Consider the following 18977-nt stretch of genomic DNA (forward strand, 5'->3'; position numbering starts at 1 on the left):
TAATCTTATAGGTGACGAGACTAAATCAGCTCAATACCGTATCAAACGGCTATAGCCATGGTAGTATTTTGCTAATCCGTTCTGTTTACTGAGCAACAGACTATGAAACCAGAATCAAATTTAACACTGCATCTCAAGTTATCGAGTACGGACCAAAAACTACTTAGCGTCGCTAGCTGCCTTGCTGGCTGCGAATCAGTAAGTGAATTTGTCATCCAGTCTGCACTCAATCAAGCGAATGAGATCTGTAAAAATCGCAGCACTTTTCGGCTGAGTCATGATGATGCAGCTGTTTTTTCATATGTATTAGATGAACCGCATAAACCTAACAAAAGGTTTCAAATGGCTGTTTCCGAGCACAACAAAGTACTTGGTAAAGGGTAGCTGCTTCGCCGTTATGTAGGTTCACAGATGAATACCGGCCTAATCACACTCACTGTCACCGTTAAGTCACGATCGGGTCACGAACAACTTTAACGGATAATGCCATAGCAAAGAACAAAAACGAAAAAGCCCATAGCTATCAACTAGCTATGGGCTTAAATAAATGGCGGAGTGGACGGGACTCGAACCCGCGACCCCCGGCGTGACAGGCCGGTATTCTAACCAACTGAACTACCACTCCACCGAAACTGGTTTAGACAGCTAACTGAGTTGGGGCGACTCAATTCCCTGTTGTTGCCAAAGCAACTTAATAAAATGGCGGAGTGGACGGGACTCGAACCCGCGACCCCCGGCGTGACAGGCCGGTATTCTAACCAACTGAACTACCACTCCACCGAAACTGGTTTAGACAGCTAACTGAGTTGGGGTGACTCAATTCCCTGTTGTTGCCAAGGCAACTTAATAAATGGCGGAGTGGACGGGACTCGAACCCGCGACCCCCGGCGTGACAGGCCGGTATTCTAACCAACTGAACTACCACTCCACCGAAACTGGTTTAGACAGCTAACTGAGTTGGGGTGACTCAATTCCCTGTTGTTGCCAAGGCAACTTAATAAATGGCGGAGTGGACGGGACTCGAACCCGCGACCCCCGGCGTGACAGGCCGGTATTCTAACCAACTGAACTACCACTCCGCACTGTCTGTTGGAACCGCTGTGGTCCCGAAGACGAGACGCATATTAAGTAAAGGTTCCGACACCGTCAAACCCTTTTTCCAACATTCTGAACTGTTCAGTCAAACTTTAATCAAGCTGGCTGTAGGAACATCAATTATCGCTAATTATTCCGTTTTTTTCGGTGCAAACATACTCAGATCGACACCATCTGGTGTCAGTTCGACATTGTCCTGTTCGCTCATCTGTTGTTGCACCTTTTGCTTAAGCTGGTTGTTACGCCACACCCAACCGCCAAAGGCCAACCCACATAGTAATAACATCAAACCGGTTGCGGCCAAAACCGTGAAGATAACATCACTTTTCGCTTGTTGTTCTCGAGCCAGAGCATCGGCGAGTTCACGTGCACGAATCACCTCTGCACTTGGTGGTGGCGGCGGCGGAGGGGTAATGTAGAAATTGAGCTTAGGCAGCACAACGTAGAAGTCTCGCCCAGCAACTGTGGTACCAATGGCCTCGCCATCGAGGTAGAAACTGCCGTAACCTTCAACCATCTCCAGCGGCAACTGATAGTCAAACCCATCTGGGGTGACATTAAGTGCAATCGTAGTTTGCTCTGGCGTTAATAACCGCAAATTCAGATGTAATTTACTCGGCACAATGTCGGTATTGGTGGTTATAGCGAGTTGTGGCACCTCCTCTTCAGCTGTCGTTACCGCCAACCGCACCGGTTGCGGCAGGATCTCGATCTTCTGTTCCGACTGACGGCTAAACACATCGTTGTGCACCTTAACCGCAATGTTATAAAGCCCAGCGGGATAATTGAAGTTCAAGTTGGCTGCAAAGACGCCATCGTTTGGTCGTTCATCTAAGCCTTTACCGCTATCTTGATAGGACCCAATATCAAACGGGCCTGAGCCAAAGTTCTCATCGCCAGTGCGGTTTTCACTGGCCAAACGAACCACCCAGTTTAACTGTTGATAGAAGTCTCGCATAACTATGCGATCACCATCACCGACAATTTCCGCACTTATTTTCAGTCGTTGACCACGGTAGACATCTTTTGGGAAAGGTTGATGCTTTAACTCAATACCACTGAGCACCCGTACTTGAGAGCCGGATTCGATTGCTCCAACAAGCTGCCACGGGCCAGGAGTTGGCCCAACAATGCGGATCATGTCGGAGGAATCGGTTTGACTCCAACGAACATTATCAGGATGACGATCGCTGTACCATTTGCTGCCGTCAGGCTGAACCACCACCACCGGCTTTACCCTATTCTCTCTTTGAATCAGTAGGGTGATTGACTCAACTTGGTGATCAATTCGAAAGCGGTTGTCCAGCAGTGGGATATTTTGTACCACCGCAGCGTAAGCTGGCCCGACAACACACCATAGCAATAATCCAAGTAGAACCGATTTAACGGAACCAAATAGCATCAGAAACCAACTCCATCCGATTTTTGTGGTTTTCTAATTCTTCGGCCGATGCCTTGATCACTTTAGTTTTTCGACGATTTTCAGCGGCGGGCTTAAAGCTACCATCGGTGGCGGCGCCCTCTACCGAGAACTCCAGCTTATGTTGGCCACCGGTCAGGTAAAGGTATACGTCCGCTAAAATCTCGGAATCGAGCAACGCGCCGTGCAAGGTGCGGTGGCTGTTGTCGATACCGTAGAAACGACACAAGGCATCAAGGTTTAGGTTTCCTTGAATTTCGCCACGGTTCTTTTTCGCCCGTGCCAACTGCAAGGTATCAACGATGGTGCAGTGATCTTCAATGCGATCTGTACGACCGAGCTTTTCAAACTCATAGTTAATAAAGCCGGTATCGAAGTTGGCGTTGTGCGCGATTAGCTCTGCACCCTTTACGAACTCGAAAAAGTCGCCGACCACTTGGTCAAAGGTGGGCTTATCCGCCAAAAACTGATCGGTGATGCCGTGTACCCCGATCGCCTCTTCATCAACAATTCGGTCGGGTTTGATATAAACGTGGTAGGTGCGCCCGGTCAGTTTTCGGTTTACCAACTCAACACAGCCGATCTCAATCAACCGGTGTCCCAAGTAGTGCGGGCCCGCATCTTGGTTCATACCGGTGGTTTCAGTATCAAATACGATCTGGCGTTTGTGTGGCGTTACTTCGGTCATTAAATATCCAGAGAATCTAAAAGAAGGCTATCACTTCAACTACTGCACCATCGAGTGCTGCGATAGTGGCAGTATTGGTTATACTGTTGCGCTTTGCTGGATATGGTACTCGATTGATGACGCAACGAAAACAAGTGACGCTCTACACCGATGGCTCATGCTTAGGTAACCCAGGTCCCGGCGGCTATGGTGCGGTAATGCTGTTCCGCAAACACCGTAAAGAGCTAAGTCACGGTTATCAGCAGACTACCAATAACCGCATGGAGCTGCTTGCTGCCATTGTCGCCCTAGAAACTCTGATCGAGCCTTGTGAAGTGGTACTGCATACTGATTCGCAGTATATGCGTCAGGGGATCACCCAATGGATCCATGGCTGGAAACGCAATGGTTGGGTAACAAAGGCAAAGGAACCGGTAAAGAACGTTGATCTGTGGCAACGGTTAGACGCCGCCAGTCAACTCCATGAGATGGATTGGCGTTGGGTCAAAGGCCATTCAGGTAATCCTGAAAACGAACGCTGTGATGTACTAGCTCGAAATGCCGCCGGCGATAAAGCAAATCACAGCGAAGATACAGGCTATCAATCTACCTCTTGATTTGAGGCGCGGCTCTTGTCGCGATCAAAGCTGGCGAGGTCGGCAATTGGATTCAGTACGGTCGGCCGCGGAACCCGCCACTTTTTGCGGACGGGAGTGAGAGGGCAATCAGTCTTACGAGCAACAATCATATAAACGCTGCCCCATTTGGGCAGGGACAACTCAAGCGCTTGTCGCACTAGACTGTAACGCTCAGGTTTAGCCAAAAAACTGTGTAGAGTCACTGGCTCGGTTTCAAGAATTCGATAGCCCAATACGCCTAACCAATCTTCAACACGACTTGGGTTGAACAAGCGTCCATTCCACGGCGGTCGTTTACGCAAATGCGGCAACATATAGCCAATACCTAACGGGCTAAAGCCATTAAAGCCGATTAGAACAAGATGGCCACCACAGATCATCACTCGGTCAATCTCGCGTAAAATCCGGTGAGGGTCTTGGTCGAACTCTAAACAAAATGAGGCGATACAAGCGTCAATTGTACCTTGTTGGAACGGCAATGCATTCAAATCGGCGTGGACGCTACCGTCATTGTTGGCGAGCGATATCTGATGCTGAATTGGGCAAGCCGAACTGGATAGTTGAGACGCCAAAGGGCCGAGCTTAAGTAAATGGTAACCAAACAATCTCGGTAGCCAATCACTTAAGTTGGCTTCAACTTGTTGCTGCAGCCATTCGCCACTTGGCAACGATTGCCATTGTTGGAGCGGCACTATGGTATTAGGACTTAACGCAGGACGCATCGCTTCTCCAGTTCCATTTAGTCAAAGCATAGCAGCTGGCTTAATTACCTTGATAAGATAGCTAAACCAAACCCGTTGCGATGATAATAACCAATGAACATTTCAGTACAACCAATCCCTGCGTTTAATGACAACTATATTTGGTGCTTGATCCATAACAGTAATGCTTGGGTTGTTGATCCTGGCTGCGCACAATCCGTCCGCGCTTTTATTAATGAGCATAGGTTAACGCTTAAAGGGGTACTAGTTACTCATCATCACGCCGACCATACCGGTGGCATTGAAGAGCTAAAACACTCGTTTAGCAATTTGACCGTCATCGGCCCGCAGTCAGCGAACATCACCGGCTTAACCACCATAGTCAGCGACCAACAGCACATCGATTTGAGCGGGTTGCCGCTCGAGTTAACGGTGGTTGCACTGCCTGGGCATACACTCGATCACATTGGTTACTATAACGAGCAAATGTTATTTTGCGGCGATACGCTATTTAGCGGCGGCTGTGGCCGGCTGTTTGAAGGCACACCACTACAACTGCACAACTCTTTACAACGATTAACCCAATTGCCAAATGCAACAAAGGTATATTGCACTCACGAATACACTTGTGCCAATCTACGCTTCGCCGTGATGGTCGAACCAGATAATCAACAACTGCTCGACTACCAACAACAGTGCATAGATAAAAGAGCTCAGTCACAACCAACACTGCCCTCTTCCATCGAAGTAGAGAAAGCGATCAACCCCTTTCTCCGTTGTGACCAAAATAGCGTGCGTACCAGCCTCGAACGACATTCACAACACTCTTTGGTGGATAACGTGAGCCGCTTCGCGGCGTTGCGGAGCTGGAAAGACAACGCCTAACAGGTTGGTAAAATAGGTACTGCAATCATGGGCCGGATATATATCTGGTCTTTTTTTTGGGTTTTAAGAGTGTAACTAATTGATGAAAAATACTTATTCCGCGCTACTCTGCACGTTTTTGCTTGCCGGTTGCCAATCGCTAAGCGGAACGGTTGATGAGCCAAGCAGCGTAAACACGGATGAAAGTACCATTGACGTTGCCACACCGCCGGCAACTCCCGTTACCCCAGAACCCGAAGTAGCACTGCCACCAACGGATGTGTGGGAACGGATCCGCTCGCAAATGGCGATGGAGATCCCCACCAATAAACGGATCGAAAAACAGCGTCAGTGGTATATCGACCATCCACAACATTTGCAGATTGTTTCGCAGCGTGCCGAACCTTTTATGCACCTGATTGTGGAAGAGGTTGAACGTCGCGGACTGCCAATCGAGCTAGCGTTGTTACCAATCGTCGAAAGCTCTTTCGACGTATTTGCTTACTCAGCCGGTGCCGCCGCGGGGATTTGGCAATTTACTACCCCAATGAGTAAGCATTTCGGCTTGCAGCATAACTGGTGGTACGACGGCCGCCGTGACGTGTACGCGTCGACCATCGCCGCGATGGACATGATGGAGTACCTGCACAATAAGATGGGGCCGGATTGGAACTACGCTTTAGCAGCTTACAATACCGGTGAAGGCCGCGTGTTTCGCGCCATCAAGAAGAACAAGCAGAACGGCCAACCAACTGACTACTTCTCCCTTGATCTGCCGACAGAAACCGAGCGCTACGTACCGCAACTATTGGCGCTGGCTGACGTAATTAACAATGCAGAAAAGTATGGCGTAGCATTAAAGCCAATCGCTAACGAGCCAAAACTCAAACGGATTGACATCGGTTCGCAGATTGATCTGGCACTGGCGGCAAACTTGGCCGACATGACCGTTGCCGAACTGCACAAACTAAACCCTGGCTACAACCGCTGGGCAACTTCACCAGACGGGCCACATGCGCTGTTGCTACCGATTGAAAAAGCCCAAGCGTTTGAAACTGCACTGGCGCAAACCGATCCAAGCGAACGAATAAATTGGGTTCGCTACACCATCAAATCTGGCGACAGCTTAAGTGTGATCGCTCAAAAACATCACACTCGCACCGCGATACTTCAGTCGGTAAACAAGCTGTCTGACAATACCATTCGTGTTGGTCAAACCTTGCTCATTCCAGTCGCCGCAAAAGATCCTCAAGATTACGTATTTAGTGCTGATCAACGTTTGGCTCGAACTCAATCTAGCAAACGGGCCTCCTTTAAGCTGGCCCATACCGTTGTCGCTGGCGATTCATTATGGACCATCGCCCGCGCGAATAAGGTTACCGTTAAGCAACTGGCTAGTTGGAACGGTATGGCACCATCTGATCCGCTGCGTCAGGGTAAACAACTGACAATTTGGGTTAATAAGGTAAGCAGTAACCAAAGCAACAATGCGGTTATGCGTAAAGTTCAGTACACCGTTCGCTCCGGCGACTCGTTGGCTCGAATAGGTAAGAAGTTTCAAGTATCGGTAACCGATCTACTTCGTTGGAATAGCCTCTCAAAGCAGAATTACCTGCAGCCGGGGCAAAAACTAAAACTTTACGTCGACGTCACCAAAATCGACGTTTAATCGCTAACAAAAAAAGGCCAGCAAACTGCTGGCCTTTAACGTTTTATGATGAAAAGTGATGCACGGTGTTAGCGAAATAACACCCGTTCCTGCGAAAACCAATAGACGCAAAACATCACCCCAGCTGCAGCCACAAGCATGTTACTTAGCGCAATTGGAGCCAGTAGCCAATAGTCCAAGGTACCCTTCACAAGCTCGCGGCTCGCGATCATCACGTTAACTATCGGAGTCCATAGCATCGCGCCTTTAAGTTCAGTGCCAGGGATAAGGGCAATGATCGCTGGCACAATTGCCACAAACTGAACCGGAGCAAGGTAACTTTGTGCCTCTTTGTAGCTGCGCGCGTAAATAGACATCGCCAACATCAATGCCGATAGCGTCATCGATATCGGCACCAGCAAGCAAACCACTAAACCTAAGTCGACAAAGCCAACCGCTTGCACTATCTCAGTGAGCTGTTCAAGCGCAAACGCTTGCCCTAATCCCAATAGCCATACCACACCACTAACCACCGTTAATAACGCAACGGCAACACTGCTACAGCTAACTACCGCAAACTTTGCCAAGATAATGGTGCGGCGCTTTTGGGGGGTTAGAAGTAAGGTTTCGAGGGTGCCCCGTTCCTTCTCGCCTGCGCCGATATCCAGAGCTGGCATCATCGCGCCGAGCATGCATAGGAAAATAAGCATATAAGGCAGCATCCCACCAATTTTTTGGCCAACATCTTCGCGCTCGGCCGCAGTTCCCTTGCGTTCAATCGTAACCGGGGCGATCAAGCCCGCTAATTCAACTTCAGATAGCGACAGATTGATTCGGTGTTGTTGTTGCCATTTGTTAAACAACGGCACAAGACGGTCATTAACTCGGCTGAACTGACCAATGTCTTCCGCTTGGTTGTAATACAGCAGCCACGTTTGTGCAGCCAAGCGTTGGTGGTCAAAATCTGGCGGCAACTGCAACACAAAATCCAACTGTTGTTGGTTTACTGTTTGCTCGATGGTCGCTCCCAATTTTTGCTGCTGCCAACTGAGTTGTTCATCATCGGCCAGTAGCTCTGCAATTTGTTGTTGCCACTGCTCTGGAGCCTCCACCGCAAACTCAAGTACCTCGCTTTGTTTACTCGAAAGTGACTGCCCAGCAAACCAGATCGCCCCCCCCATCAAGATGGGCAAAATCACCGTTGGAAATAACACCACAAACCAAAAGGTCTTCTTGTCCCGGAGGATCTCTTTAAGCTCTTTTTGAAAGATAAGTCCAAACATTACACCGCCTCAGCCAACAGCTGTTGATGTTCTGCCATAAAACGTCGCCGCAACGAAACGGCATCGCGATCACCAGCATACTCTTCCAAACTGCCATTAAACGCCGAGTGGCCCTTGTCGATGACACACAGTTGATCGCACAACAAGCTCACCTCTTCCAAATGGTGTGTCGAAAAGATGACCGGAACCTGTTGTTGTTGCTGTTGCCGGATAAACTCCATCACAATTTCGGTCGACATAATATCGAGGCCGGTAGTTGGCTCATCCAAGATGATAACTTGAGGCTGGTGTACCACCGCACGGGCGATATTCGCTCGCTGTTTCATGCCGCTGGAGAGATCCATGACGCGACGGTGGCGGTAACTATCCATCTGTAACTGCTGACACAGCAGATCTATTTGGTCGTTGCTATCGCAGTTGCTTAAACCATAAAGGCCGGCAAAGTAGCGCAGATTTTCCTCAACACTAAAGCGCTCGTACAGCGAGGTGGATGCAGACAAAAAGCCGATCTTTTTTCTTACTCGTTCCCCGTTACTATGCAGATCTTCATCGTTGATCGATATACTGCCCTGATCGGGTTTAAGCACGCCAGATATCATTCGTAGTGTGGTGGTTTTACCTGCACCATTAGGGCCAATCAAACCAAGTACCTGTCCCGGACGACAGCTCAGTGACGCCCCTTCGACCGAATAAAAAAATCGCCCCCGTTGACGCGGATCTTTACTGCCACTGGCAGCCCCCGCTTTCGGATCTGCCAACTTAAAACGTTTATGCAGATCAGTAACCTTAATCATGAAAACTTCCTTGTAGTGGTAACTATTTAGGCATGTTAACGTTATGACTAAACGAACAATTTATCGATGACTATGACCCAAATCAGTTCGCCAATCCATGCTTTAGCGCAAATGTTACTCCATCCGACAGCGGTGATGAAACAAGTCAAAGCTGTGCGTTATTGGTCTTGGATTCCGTTTCTATTGCAGCTGGTGGTAACGGTGGGCGTCAGTACTCTGTATTTCTACAGTGTTGATTGGAGTTGGTATCAACAGCAATTTGTATTGCCGTCGCTGAGTAACTTAGCTCCTGCCGAGATTGAGATGGCACTCGAGTTTAGTAAGCCATCAACCTTTGTTATCTCCTCAGCGATGACCGGCCTGTTGTTTACGCCTGCCATCGTCGCTGCATTGGCATTCTATCTAAGTAAAATGACGCAGATGGACGAAGATAACATTCAAGGTTTTACTGATTGGTATGGCTTATGTTGGTGGATGCAACTGCCGCTTGTTATCTCAGCACTCATTGGCGTGGGCATGATTGTGGCCGGCAGTGAGCGGATAGATCCACTGCTGGTACTTGCGCCATTATCATTAGCCAACCTCGCGAGTATTGGCGCTGACAGCGCATGGTACAACTTGGCCTCATCGGTATCGTTGCTTGGCTTGTGGGTTATGGTACTGCAATACAAAGGGGTCCGAGCTTGGACTAAGCTCGGACCCCTTATGACGTTACTGATTGTGTTGCTGCCATACGCCGTGTGCTACGGAATATGGCTTAGCCTAATTTAGAGCAGCTCAACCGTAACCGGCTGAATTGCAGGCAGCCGCTCTTGCTCAATGGCATTCACGGACGCATGCAAGCGGTAGCTGCCAGCGGCCAAGTTACTTAATACGTTAGCCGGAATAGCAATGCTCACATGCTGCTCTGCAGCTGCAGCGATAGTCAGATCTGACAACACTTGAGTGAACATCATCTCTTCGGAATAGCGCCAAACCACTTCACCTTTATGGCTTAAAGCAAAGTCAGCCACCATGCCAGAACGAATGGTAAAGTTGACTGAAGCATTGCTGGTATTGGCCAGCACCAGTTTCGGTTGTGCTGCTTTGGTGCGATCCCAATGGGTTGCGGTTACCAAAGTTGCAGTAACCGGTGAGTTCGCTTGTTTTAGCGAAGGTTCAGCAATACTGTTATCCGGTTGAGCTTGTCCTAGCTTCGCTTTCGCATTACCAGCACTTGTATCCACCATAGGTGTTGCCTCTGTATTTAAATCTGCACACCCGACTAAAAAGGGTAACACCAACCAATACGCTTTCATTTGTATCTCCTATCCGCTGAAAGAACCGAATAATTTGTCCTTCAGCTTGTCTTCTAATTTCTTCTTTATCTTATCTGTTTCTTGCTCGATGACTTCATCTTTTAAGCCACTCATATCGATACCGAAGGTTGGTTCGCTCACAGAGCCACCGATTTTCAAAGGGATCGGGATATCTTTGAGGGTATCGGTATCGCCGCCGCCTTGCCCTTCGATACTACCAACTAACGCAACGACCAGTGCCATCTGTACGCTTTGGTCAGTAATACCAACCTCACCGTCGCCGGACACTCGCAATAACGGCGAAGCCAGAGCCAGATCCGGCAGCGTTAACTTGCCATCTGCGATTCGTATCGATACGTCAAAACTTGAAAAATCGGTTTTCTTAACCTCATCTTCCACCGCCGATTTATCGCCAGAGAATGTTGCTTTGGCATTGCGGATCATCTGCGCCAAATTGACACCATTCACAGCCCCATCATTCAGGCTTAGTTCGCCGTTAGCAGTCAGATTATTGATAAGTGCGCCACCAGCTAACCCCTTACCTTTACCAACTAGAGTTAGGTTACCGCTGCCTTCGAGCAGATCGGATTCAGCCAACGCTTGCAGCAATGGTTGAATAGCCAGCCCTTTAAGCTGTTTCGAAAACTCATAGGTCGCTGGCACCGCAGTTCCATCGAGCTTGGCACTGACAGAAAACGCGCCTTGGAAACTGGTTCCAGTCAACTTATCTAACGATAAAACACCATCTTTAAGCACGACGGTAGTGTTGATGTCATCGACACGAATATTTGCAGCGACCAGCTGTTCAAGAGCCAATTTAATGTTGGCGTTGATGGATGACAGTACAGACAAGTCTGGCTCTGGTGCCGGCTCAGATGATGGCGGAGTCTCTGACTGGTTGTCTTCGTTTGCTGCGGTAGTATCGCCCCCAATAAATGGCGTAACGTCGAGGCGATTGCCTTTACCTGTCAAGTTAAGTTGCGGCACCTTACCGCCGTACGCAGCTGAACCTTGCCCCTCAAACAGAAATTCACCTAGGCCAAAACTGAAGGCTGGTAACGATACTTTCTGTGCGGTTAGATCGATATCGGCTTGCATACCCAAGGTTAACTGCAATGGTTGTTCGCCAACCGCTTCACCGGCCACAGTAACTTTTTGCTGCCAACCATCAATTTGAATACGGCTAAAATCTTTCGCAAACGCCAACATCGAGTCGGCCTCGGTATTGATCTGCGTTGTGCCATCATCTATCGACAGTATGAGCTTGAGCGGTGCCGACCGGTTCGGCGCTAAATCATTTAACTGCAGTTGGCTAATGGTAACAGTTTGCACCGTGCCCGCTGCTCGGTTGTCATTAACAAGGCGCAGATCGTTCAATTGAAATAGACCTAAGCTCCAATCCTGATTCGCTTTAGACTGAGTGGTCGAAGATGTCCCGCTATCCTCGTTTGAGCTGGTTGACTCCCCTAAGCCTGTGGTGCTCGTACGGCCATCAGCGAGTGTCACCATAGTTAGATCGGCACCATTAACAACTAGAGCTTCAACCTGTAGTTCGCCCTGTAAGATTGGCATTACCGCAACCCCGACTGATGCTAAATCAATCTGAAGTAATGGCGGCAATTGCTCCCCGGGTATGTTACTCAGCGAAACCTGCTGTAGTTCCATCCCGAGCGTAGGATAGAAAGACAAACCAATATCTCCGGCTATGGTTAGCTCACGGCCAGTCGCTTCCTTTACCTTTTCACTGATCACTGGCTTATAGCTGTTTAAATCGAGTACAAACGCTACATAACCGACTATAGCGATAATAATCGCTAGCAAACCAATTAAAATCCATTTTACAAACTGCATTATTTTATTTCCTGTTGTGCAATCGACAGCGGCTCATCTGCTACTAATACGCCATTGGCATCGGCATACAGTGAATCACCTGGGTGAACCACGCAACCACCAATATTGACCTCAATATCTCTGTCTCCTAACCCTCGTTTATCTGTTTTCATCGGTACTGCGCCTAACGCCATCACACCGATATCCATCGCCGCAATGGCGTTTACATCGCGAATATAGCCAAACACAACAATGCCACTCCAACCGTTATCAACCGCTTTTTGGGCAAGCATGTCACCCAGCAATGCTCTGCGGCTCATACCACCACCATCGATAAGCAACACCTTACCTAAGCCAGGCTCTGCGACAGCAGTTCGCACCAACGAGTTATCTTCGAAACAACGGATGGTTACGACCTCGCCACCAAAGATATTACGGCCGCCAAATCGCTTGAAAATGGGAGGGAATAGTCTCACGTGCTGTGGATAGTGATCACACAGCTCGGGTAGAAGGTCCAACATTTAACCTCTCCTTGGTAAAATGAATATATTTACCAATATCTTATATGAAAAGATTGGTTCTGCCGAGACAGGGTCCGCTAAACTGAACTGCGGAAAGGGATTCCGTAGCCGATAATTCAAATATAGGATGATCCCAATAGGACATCCGTACGTATTGCATTGAAAAGGGAATAACAATGACTCAATCAAAACCCGTTGTAGGTGTAAGTGCTTGCGTAATTGGTGAAGAAGTTCGTTACGACAGTGGCCACAAACGCTCTGTGTTTGTAGACACGCAATTACGTCAGTTAGTTTCGTTTAAGCCAATCTGCCCAGAAGTCGGCATCGGACTTACCGTGCCTCGCCCGACAATTAGGTTGCGCTGGGTCGGCGAATCAATCCGCTTAATGGACGATAAAAATCACATCGATCACACCGACAAAATGGTTCAGTTCAACAACAACATATTGCCCTCTCTGGAAGGGCTTTCCGGTTATGTTGTATGCGCTAAGTCACCTACCTGCGGCATGGAAAGGGTTAAGGTGCTTCAAGAAGACACTAAGGGCGCTGAGTATAAAGGCCGTGGACTATTTACCAAGGCGTTGATGGAACGATATCCGCTCCTGCCGGTGGAGGAAGATGGCCGCCTTAACGATCAACATCTACGAGAAAACTTCGTTTTGCGTGTGCTTATTTTCCAACAAGCGCAGCAATTGCTAGCTGCACCGAGCCAAGCAAAACTGCAATCCTTTCATCAACAGCACAAATTGTTGCTTTTGGCGCACAACCAAACAATTTACCGCCAATTAGGGCCTTTAGTGGCTGAAGCCTTTGACGGTGACAGCTACCACAAAACATTGGCGTATGTAACGCTAATGATGACCGCACTCGCGAAGCCCGCTAACCGTAAGGGTCATACCAATGCGCTGCAACACATCCAAGGCTATTTCAAAAAGGACTTAGATTCTGCCGAAAAGAAACACCTAGAGGAGTCAATCTTGGCTTATCGAAACGGTCGGCTGCCGTTGATGGCGCCACTGTCTATCGTTAACCACATCCTATCTAAGTACCCTAAGCCCTATATTATTGGACAAAGCTACTTAGAACCGACCCCTGAACAACTCGCGCTGCGGTGTAACCTTTAATATGCAATTAGTATGGCTCCGCAATGACCTTCGTGTCAGCGACAACCCAGCACTGTACGCAGCTTGTGAATCTGCTCAACCGGTGGAAGTAGTATTCATAGCCACCCCAGGTCAATGGCAACAACACAACTGGGGAAGTAACAAAATAAGTTGGGTCGCGGCAAACCTAAAATCACTAAAGCAACAACTCAATCAGCTCAATATTCCCTTGCACATCAGCAGCTGCGACGCCTTTGAAAACGTACCACAGCATCTAAATGAGTTAATGGCAGAGCTTGGGGCCACCTCACTGCTCTGTAATGCTGAACCAGGCTTCAATGAGTCAGTACGTGATCACCGTGTACAGGAGATTCTGGTCAACAGTGGTTATTCGTGGCAGCGATTTGCTGAAAGCAACCTGCTCGATTATGACGCAATTTTAACCGGCAAGGGGGCTCCCTATCGAGTGTTCACGCCATTTTTGCGCAACGCAAGACGCTGGCTATCGAGCAACAATCCGCAACCATTACCAGCAATTACCACGCTGCCACAAGTGCTGGGACAACAACTTGACCGATGGCACAGTCGACCACCTTATCAATTATCTTGGCCTCCGGGAGAGCTACAAGCATGGCGTACCCTGCAAGCGTTCATTGATAGCCCCATACAGCAATATCAGACAGCACGAGATGTTCCTTCGATAGCAGGTACCTCGCGGTTGTCACCATATATGGCTATCGGCGCCATTAGCCCAATCAATATCTATAAACAACTCCAACAGCTGTCTCACGGCGACGGCGAAACAACTTGGCTAAACGAACTGATTTGGCGCGAATTCTATCGTTACTTGATGCACCACTATCCAAGGCTTTCTAAAAACCTTGCAATGTATCCGAATAAAGAGCCTTGCTGGGACAACAATAGCCACTGGTTCTCTTGCTGGGCTGAGGGTAAAACAGGATTCCCGTTAGTCGATGCCGGTATGAGAGAACTGAATAATACTGGTTGGATGCATAACCGGCTACGTATGCTGTGCGCCAGCTTTCTAGTAAAAGATCTGCACTTGGATTGGCGCTTAGGCGAAGCCTATTTTATGTCGAAGTTGATTGATGGAGATTTCGCTAGCAACAACGGCGGATGGCAATGGGCTGCAGGGTGTGGCGCCGACGCCGCACCCTATTTTCGCCATTTTAGTCCAACAAGACAGGCACAGCGCTTTGACGCCAAAGCCGTCTATCAACAACGCCACCTGCCCGAGCTAATCAATGGTTATCCGCCACCGATGGTAGACCATAAAGCACAATGCCAGCGCTTTTCTGCACGAGTTAAGGAGCTATCCAATGGAGTCTAAACCAGATTGGTTAGTTTGCTTCGGAAATATTTGGCAACAGTTAGATACATCCAATATGGATAGTATCGATAAGCTTTATCACCCTGAGATAATATTTCAAGATCCCTGTGGAACCATCAACGGAAGGGATCAATTAAAACAACACATGGCTGAGCTATACCGGAATGTCTCAGCTATTAGCTACGAGCTAATGGAACCGATTGGCAGCAGCCAATCAACAGCCGCACAACCCTGGGTTATGACCTTTCGGCATCCAAAATTAAACTCTGGGAACAACATTAGCGTGAACGGTGTTTCAATACTAAAAACACAAAATGGCTTGATTATTAGCCACCGGGACTATTTCGATATGGGCGAGATGATTTATGAATCTATCCCAATTTTGGGACGAGTCGTAACCCACTTAAAACATAAGCTTGCACCATGAGCCGTACTGACCTTATAACAATCGCTCTTTTCAAACTCAGTTGGCTAGTCGCGATTTTTGGCCAACAGGCTTGGTTATGGTTACAGCTTATAATCGTAACAATCGCTGTGGTAACAACGCCAATTCGTTTAGCACTGCCGGTTATCTTGTTCGCTACAGCAGGTGTAATACTAGATTCAGTTTTACATTACACGGGAGTACTTTCATTCGTACCAAGCACTGACTTCATCCCACTCTATCTAGCGCTTTTGTGGCTCAGCTTTTCTATATTAATCATAAAGATGAAAAGCTCGTTACCAACTAAAAAGTTAACACTGTCAGTGTTGTTTGGGGTGGCTGGAGCTAGCGGCTACAGCGCGGCTACGTTAGCCGGAACAACGGTTCTTAGCCCAAATTTTACAATAGCTGCCATAATTATTGTATTCGCATGGATGACGTGGATAACTGCAGCCTATCACTGGTTAGAAGATAAGATTTAACAAAGTCAGGAGTCGTATTTATGAATGTTATTAGTTCTCGACTATTACTTCGCTCCAAGTGGACCGCAACCAATCGGTTCCATGATGAGACTCACTTCTTAGTGCAATCGGTATTACATGACACCCACGGCGAAGTAAAATCTGTGGTACTGCAAGGCATCAACAATCGTCACCATTACGAAATGCCAATTAATCAACTAGAAGACTCTGATCGTTGGCGCATCGGCTGGACGTAAAGTTGATTGCTTAAAAGGCAAAATATATTATTATATAATATGCGTTGGGGATAAGTTTTTAATACAGCATGGATGCGTAATTCACTCGAACATTCAAGAGGTCTCATACCCATATATGAGCAACTTACAATTAGAAGATGCATTCCGATCTGCATTAATTGAAATAGAACAAGAAAAACAACAAGGGGTTGAGCTAACGTCTAGCACTCGCTCCGCTAAGCAGATGCGTAGTTACATCGAAAACTTAGAATGGAACGATAAACAGTTAATAACCTTTCGCGATACCCTAGATCAGATGATCCACGATCGCTCTGAGAAAGCGCAAAAGGCTGAACGGCTGCAAACTTATCGAGCTAAACTTATTAATATGGCTCGCGATTTGAACATGAGCTATGACGAACTAGTAACTACCATGGTGGATTTAGAATCCGTAAAAAAGTAGTTAATTAAAAGGTGGCATAAGCCACCTTTTTTACCCCCGCAAAACCACAACCTGCCCATCGCCTAACAAACTGGCCTGTTAACCTTGGCTGATTCGGATCAATTTCGATTAGCCTTAACCGCATGTACCGCATGTACCGCACAGTGTGTTCTCGCCGATAAGCTCGCAAATTAACTATTTTATGCTTTATTTATAGGGTTTAGGCGCAGCAACATTCATTTGACGGAGCTCTTGCCCCTCATCTAACGACGATGAAAATTAAACGGAGCAACCATGCGAGCAGATCACTTAATCAACGTTAGCAGGCTAACCGCAGCTGCCATCCTTTCGGTATTTACGTTATTTATGCCGATATCCGTGTTGGCTGACGGCGATGAGGTATTACAAACTCCTACCGATCCAGACATCGTTACTGCTATTAACGCCGGTAACAAGATCAGGATATCAGGGACGGGTCTACATTCATTGCCGGAGCAGCCCGGTGTTATCTCGATTACGGTAAACGAAGGCGAAACCATTGAACGAGCATTACTGTATTGGCAGGTCTTCGACGTGGACTCACAGTTCGACACCAGCCTCCAAGTCGTTCGTGATGACGGTAACATGTATGACGTATTTGGTACCATTATTGGCACACACGTCAACGATAGCGGCACTCAAGATCTCGCTTTCTACGATGCCCTCTCAGCAACCATTCGAGCTGACATAACTGATCTCCTCCGCAGCGGAGGTAACACATTCAGTATTACCGGCCTTGACGATATATCTTTGCCACCTGGCAAGGGAGACGATGGTAAGAATGGCGCAGGCATTTTATTAATATACAGTGACGGCAGCAGCTCAACCGTTCAACTTGTAGATGGACACGATGCCGGTTGGTGGGGCGGTGTTCGTACCAGCAATGACAATCTGACTTACACTCGCCAAGTTCGTTTCGACTTCGAGGCAACGGATAGCGAGCGCTTCGCCGATCTGTCGATGTTTGTTGCCAGTGTTGAGGGGACGGTCCAGTCTGGCACCATGCGCCACTCTGTGGTTGAGATCCAAGTAGGTGACGACCCTGCAGATCTAACCAGAGATATAGATGCCTTAACCAGCAGCCAAGGGGATGAATGGGATGATTACGTACGAAATGTAAGGATCCCAGCCGGCGCAGATTATATCGAAATTCAAATACTATCCGAGCGCGGTGATGGTGCAGCCCCAGATCCGAACAATGGTAACAACCCTGCATCGTTTGTATGGTTGGCTGCTGGCATCTCAGTTCCCCAGGAGGTCGAGAATGCCTGTGAGTGCCGGCCTAAGGTGCTTACATTCAAATACATCGGTGGTAGTTGTGATGCCTCCAACAACGACCAAGGCGATAAGTTTTCATGTTATGGAAACTTAAACGGTGCTGACAACGTGGATATTGAAGTCACGTCTAATAAGCGCCGTCGCAGTGGTATTGAACTAAGTAGTAACGAAGTTACTACTGGGCAAGAGTTTAGCTTGATTAGCAATGCAGTAGGTGGTCAACGTGGGCGCTTACCGGCGCAATCGAAAATATTGCTAAGTGATGGCGATGACAGCATTTTTTTAGATATTCATACATCGTGTTCGGTACCACTCGCTACTGGTGATCAGTTTGGTCCGTTAGTGCTAGTCGGCTTTGAAGAGGGTAATCAATGCAGCACTTGCAGTCATAAAGACAAACGCCACGATAAGAAAAAAAAGCGCGGTAAGAAACACAAAAAAGGACATAATTAATCACCACCTCAGTAGTAATGAACAGCAACAGACGCCCACTTATTGTAACAGGGCGTCTGTTTATTCTTCCTGCCCATAGCAGATGGTAACTTAAACTAAGGTTTACTAAACACGTTCCCTGTGTTGTTAAACACTAAAATTGGCTATCTGGTTAAGGGGGTTACCATGCGCCTCATACGCAAGCGGGTGCCCATGGCAAAACTAACAAGAACAACTTTTAGCGCCAATTGTAAGCTTGAATTACCCTAACTAATCATCAATCAGTCATCGAACCCGTGCCCCCGGCGTGACAGGCCGCTGCGTTGTAAATAAGGAGTCGACTAACTGAACTGAAGCTTCACCACTATCGACTCGTTCATCCTTCACTCCCGCAACGACGCATATATCGCAACCGCCATTTTCCCAAACGTCAGAAACGAAAAAGCCCTGTC

At 47.9% G+C, this 18977-nt stretch carries 20 protein-coding genes and 4 tRNA genes; 12 read left to right on the forward strand and 12 right to left on the reverse strand.

Going from position 1 to position 18977, the window contains the following annotated elements:
* The first annotated feature begins 102 nt into the window (after positions 1 to 102).
* Entirely contained in the window at positions 103 to 384 is a 282-nt protein-coding gene (locus HER31_RS18975; RefSeq protein ID WP_168660089.1) for a type II toxin-antitoxin system TacA family antitoxin, read from the forward strand.
* A gap of 164 nt (positions 385 to 548) precedes the next feature.
* Here the strand turns inward: HER31_RS18975 and HER31_RS08025 are convergent.
* From HER31_RS08025 to dnaQ, 6 genes are all read right to left on the reverse strand, one after another.
* Positions 549 to 625 (reverse strand) — tRNA-Asp (locus HER31_RS08025).
* Positions 626 to 700: 75 nt separating this feature from the next.
* Positions 701 to 777: transfer RNA gene (locus tag HER31_RS08030), tRNA-Asp, on the reverse strand.
* 74 nt (positions 778 to 851) lie between these two features.
* Positions 852 to 928, reverse strand: a tRNA-Asp gene (locus tag HER31_RS08035).
* Positions 929 to 1002: 74 nt separating this feature from the next.
* Positions 1003 to 1079 (reverse strand) — tRNA-Asp (locus HER31_RS08040).
* A gap of 146 nt (positions 1080 to 1225) precedes the next feature.
* Positions 1226 to 2497 carry a TIGR03503 family protein gene (locus HER31_RS08045; protein WP_168660090.1) on the reverse strand — a complete coding sequence of 424 codons (1272 nt, stop codon included), beginning with the start codon at positions 2495 to 2497 and terminating at the stop codon, positions 1226 to 1228.
* Complete coding sequence (dnaQ, locus tag HER31_RS08050) at positions 2478 to 3203, reverse strand: DNA polymerase III subunit epsilon (protein WP_168660091.1); 726 nt, start codon at positions 3201 to 3203, stop codon at positions 2478 to 2480. The genes HER31_RS08045 and dnaQ overlap by 20 nt, the downstream gene beginning before the upstream one ends.
* 116 nt (positions 3204 to 3319) lie before the next feature.
* On the opposite strand from dnaQ, the gene rnhA reads away from it, so the two are divergent.
* A complete protein-coding gene (rnhA, locus tag HER31_RS08055) occupies positions 3320 to 3799 on the forward strand; it encodes a ribonuclease HI (protein ID WP_168660092.1) in 480 nt (159 codons plus the stop codon).
* Here the strand turns inward: rnhA and HER31_RS08060 are convergent.
* Positions 3784 to 4542: a class I SAM-dependent methyltransferase gene (locus tag HER31_RS08060; protein WP_168660093.1), complete on the reverse strand. Its 759-nt coding sequence runs from the start codon at positions 4540 to 4542 to the stop codon at positions 3784 to 3786. The genes rnhA and HER31_RS08060 overlap by 16 nt on opposite strands.
* A gap of 93 nt (positions 4543 to 4635) precedes the next feature.
* Here HER31_RS08060 and gloB point away from each other — a divergent pair, with 93 nt between their 5' ends.
* Both gloB and HER31_RS08070 read left to right on the forward strand, forming a co-directional pair.
* Positions 4636 to 5406 (forward strand): hydroxyacylglutathione hydrolase, encoded by a 771-nt coding sequence (gene gloB / locus HER31_RS08065; protein ID WP_168660094.1) that lies wholly within the window; start codon positions 4636 to 4638, stop codon positions 5404 to 5406.
* Positions 5407 to 5488: 82 nt separating this feature from the next.
* Complete coding sequence (locus HER31_RS08070) at positions 5489 to 7054, forward strand: lytic transglycosylase (RefSeq protein ID WP_168660095.1); 1566 nt, start codon at positions 5489 to 5491, stop codon at positions 7052 to 7054.
* A 68-nt stretch (positions 7055 to 7122) separates the two neighbouring features.
* Here the strand turns inward: HER31_RS08070 and HER31_RS08075 are convergent, their stop codons facing one another.
* Together HER31_RS08075 and HER31_RS08080 are read right to left on the reverse strand one after the other, a co-directional pair.
* Complete coding sequence (locus tag HER31_RS08075; RefSeq protein ID WP_168660096.1) at positions 7123 to 8316, reverse strand: ABC transporter permease subunit; 1194 nt, start codon at positions 8314 to 8316, stop codon at positions 7123 to 7125.
* A complete protein-coding gene (locus HER31_RS08080) occupies positions 8316 to 9110 on the reverse strand; it encodes an ABC transporter ATP-binding protein (protein ID WP_168660097.1) in 795 nt (264 codons plus the stop codon). Before HER31_RS08080 ends, HER31_RS08075 begins: the two co-directional genes overlap by 1 nt.
* A gap of 66 nt (positions 9111 to 9176) precedes the next feature.
* On the opposite strand from HER31_RS08080, the gene HER31_RS08085 reads away from it, so the two are divergent.
* Entirely contained in the window at positions 9177 to 9881 is a 705-nt protein-coding gene (locus tag HER31_RS08085; protein ID WP_168660098.1) for a YIP1 family protein, read from the forward strand.
* Here the strand turns inward: HER31_RS08085 and HER31_RS08090 are convergent.
* The 3 genes from HER31_RS08090 to HER31_RS08100 are packed head-to-tail and all read right to left on the reverse strand — an operon-like array spanning position 9878 to position 12759.
* Positions 9878 to 10408, reverse strand: coding sequence for a BsuPI-related putative proteinase inhibitor (locus HER31_RS08090; protein WP_168660099.1), 531 nt, complete (start codon positions 10406 to 10408; stop codon positions 9878 to 9880). The two genes, HER31_RS08085 and HER31_RS08090, sit on opposite strands and share 4 nt — an antisense overlap.
* A 9-nt stretch (positions 10409 to 10417) precedes the next feature.
* The gene (locus tag HER31_RS08095; protein WP_168660100.1) at positions 10418 to 12259 is read right to left on the reverse strand and encodes an AsmA family protein; all 1842 of its coding nucleotides are present in this window, start codon (positions 12257 to 12259) and stop codon (positions 10418 to 10420) included.
* Positions 12259 to 12759: a putative 4-hydroxy-4-methyl-2-oxoglutarate aldolase gene (locus HER31_RS08100; RefSeq protein WP_168660101.1), complete on the reverse strand. Its 501-nt coding sequence runs from the start codon at positions 12757 to 12759 to the stop codon at positions 12259 to 12261. The genes HER31_RS08095 and HER31_RS08100 overlap by 1 nt, the downstream gene beginning before the upstream one ends.
* Positions 12760 to 12935: 176 nt before the next feature.
* Here HER31_RS08100 and HER31_RS08105 point away from each other — a divergent pair, with 176 nt between their 5' ends.
* The 7 genes from HER31_RS08105 (at position 12936) to HER31_RS08135 (ending at position 18546) form a co-directional block, all read left to right on the forward strand.
* A complete protein-coding gene (locus tag HER31_RS08105; RefSeq protein WP_168660102.1) occupies positions 12936 to 13883 on the forward strand; it encodes a YbgA family protein in 948 nt (315 codons plus the stop codon).
* A gap of 1 nt (position 13884) precedes the next feature.
* Complete coding sequence (locus HER31_RS08110; RefSeq protein WP_168660103.1) at positions 13885 to 15213, forward strand: cryptochrome/photolyase family protein; 1329 nt, start codon at positions 13885 to 13887, stop codon at positions 15211 to 15213.
* The gene (locus HER31_RS08115; protein ID WP_168660104.1) at positions 15203 to 15640 is read left to right on the forward strand and encodes a nuclear transport factor 2 family protein; all 438 of its coding nucleotides are present in this window, start codon (positions 15203 to 15205) and stop codon (positions 15638 to 15640) included. Before HER31_RS08110 ends, HER31_RS08115 begins: the two co-directional genes overlap by 11 nt.
* Entirely contained in the window at positions 15637 to 16119 is a 483-nt protein-coding gene (locus HER31_RS08120) for a DUF2878 family protein (protein ID WP_168660105.1), read from the forward strand. Before HER31_RS08115 ends, HER31_RS08120 begins: the two co-directional genes overlap by 4 nt.
* Positions 16120 to 16139: 20 nt before the next feature.
* Complete coding sequence (locus HER31_RS08125; protein WP_168660106.1) at positions 16140 to 16355, forward strand: TIGR02450 family Trp-rich protein; 216 nt, start codon at positions 16140 to 16142, stop codon at positions 16353 to 16355.
* 115 nt (positions 16356 to 16470) lie between these two features.
* Entirely contained in the window at positions 16471 to 16797 is a 327-nt protein-coding gene (locus HER31_RS08130) for a hypothetical protein (protein ID WP_168660107.1), read from the forward strand.
* Positions 16798 to 17070: 273 nt separating this feature from the next.
* Positions 17071 to 18546 carry a DUF7467 domain-containing protein gene (locus HER31_RS08135; RefSeq protein WP_168660108.1) on the forward strand — a complete coding sequence of 492 codons (1476 nt, stop codon included), beginning with the start codon at positions 17071 to 17073 and terminating at the stop codon, positions 18544 to 18546.
* Positions 18547 to 18977: the final 431 nt, after the last annotated feature.

Origin of the sequence: Ferrimonas lipolytica (assembly GCF_012295575.1) — a bacterium.
Taxonomy (GTDB): domain Bacteria; phylum Pseudomonadota; class Gammaproteobacteria; order Enterobacterales; family Shewanellaceae; genus Ferrimonas; species Ferrimonas lipolytica.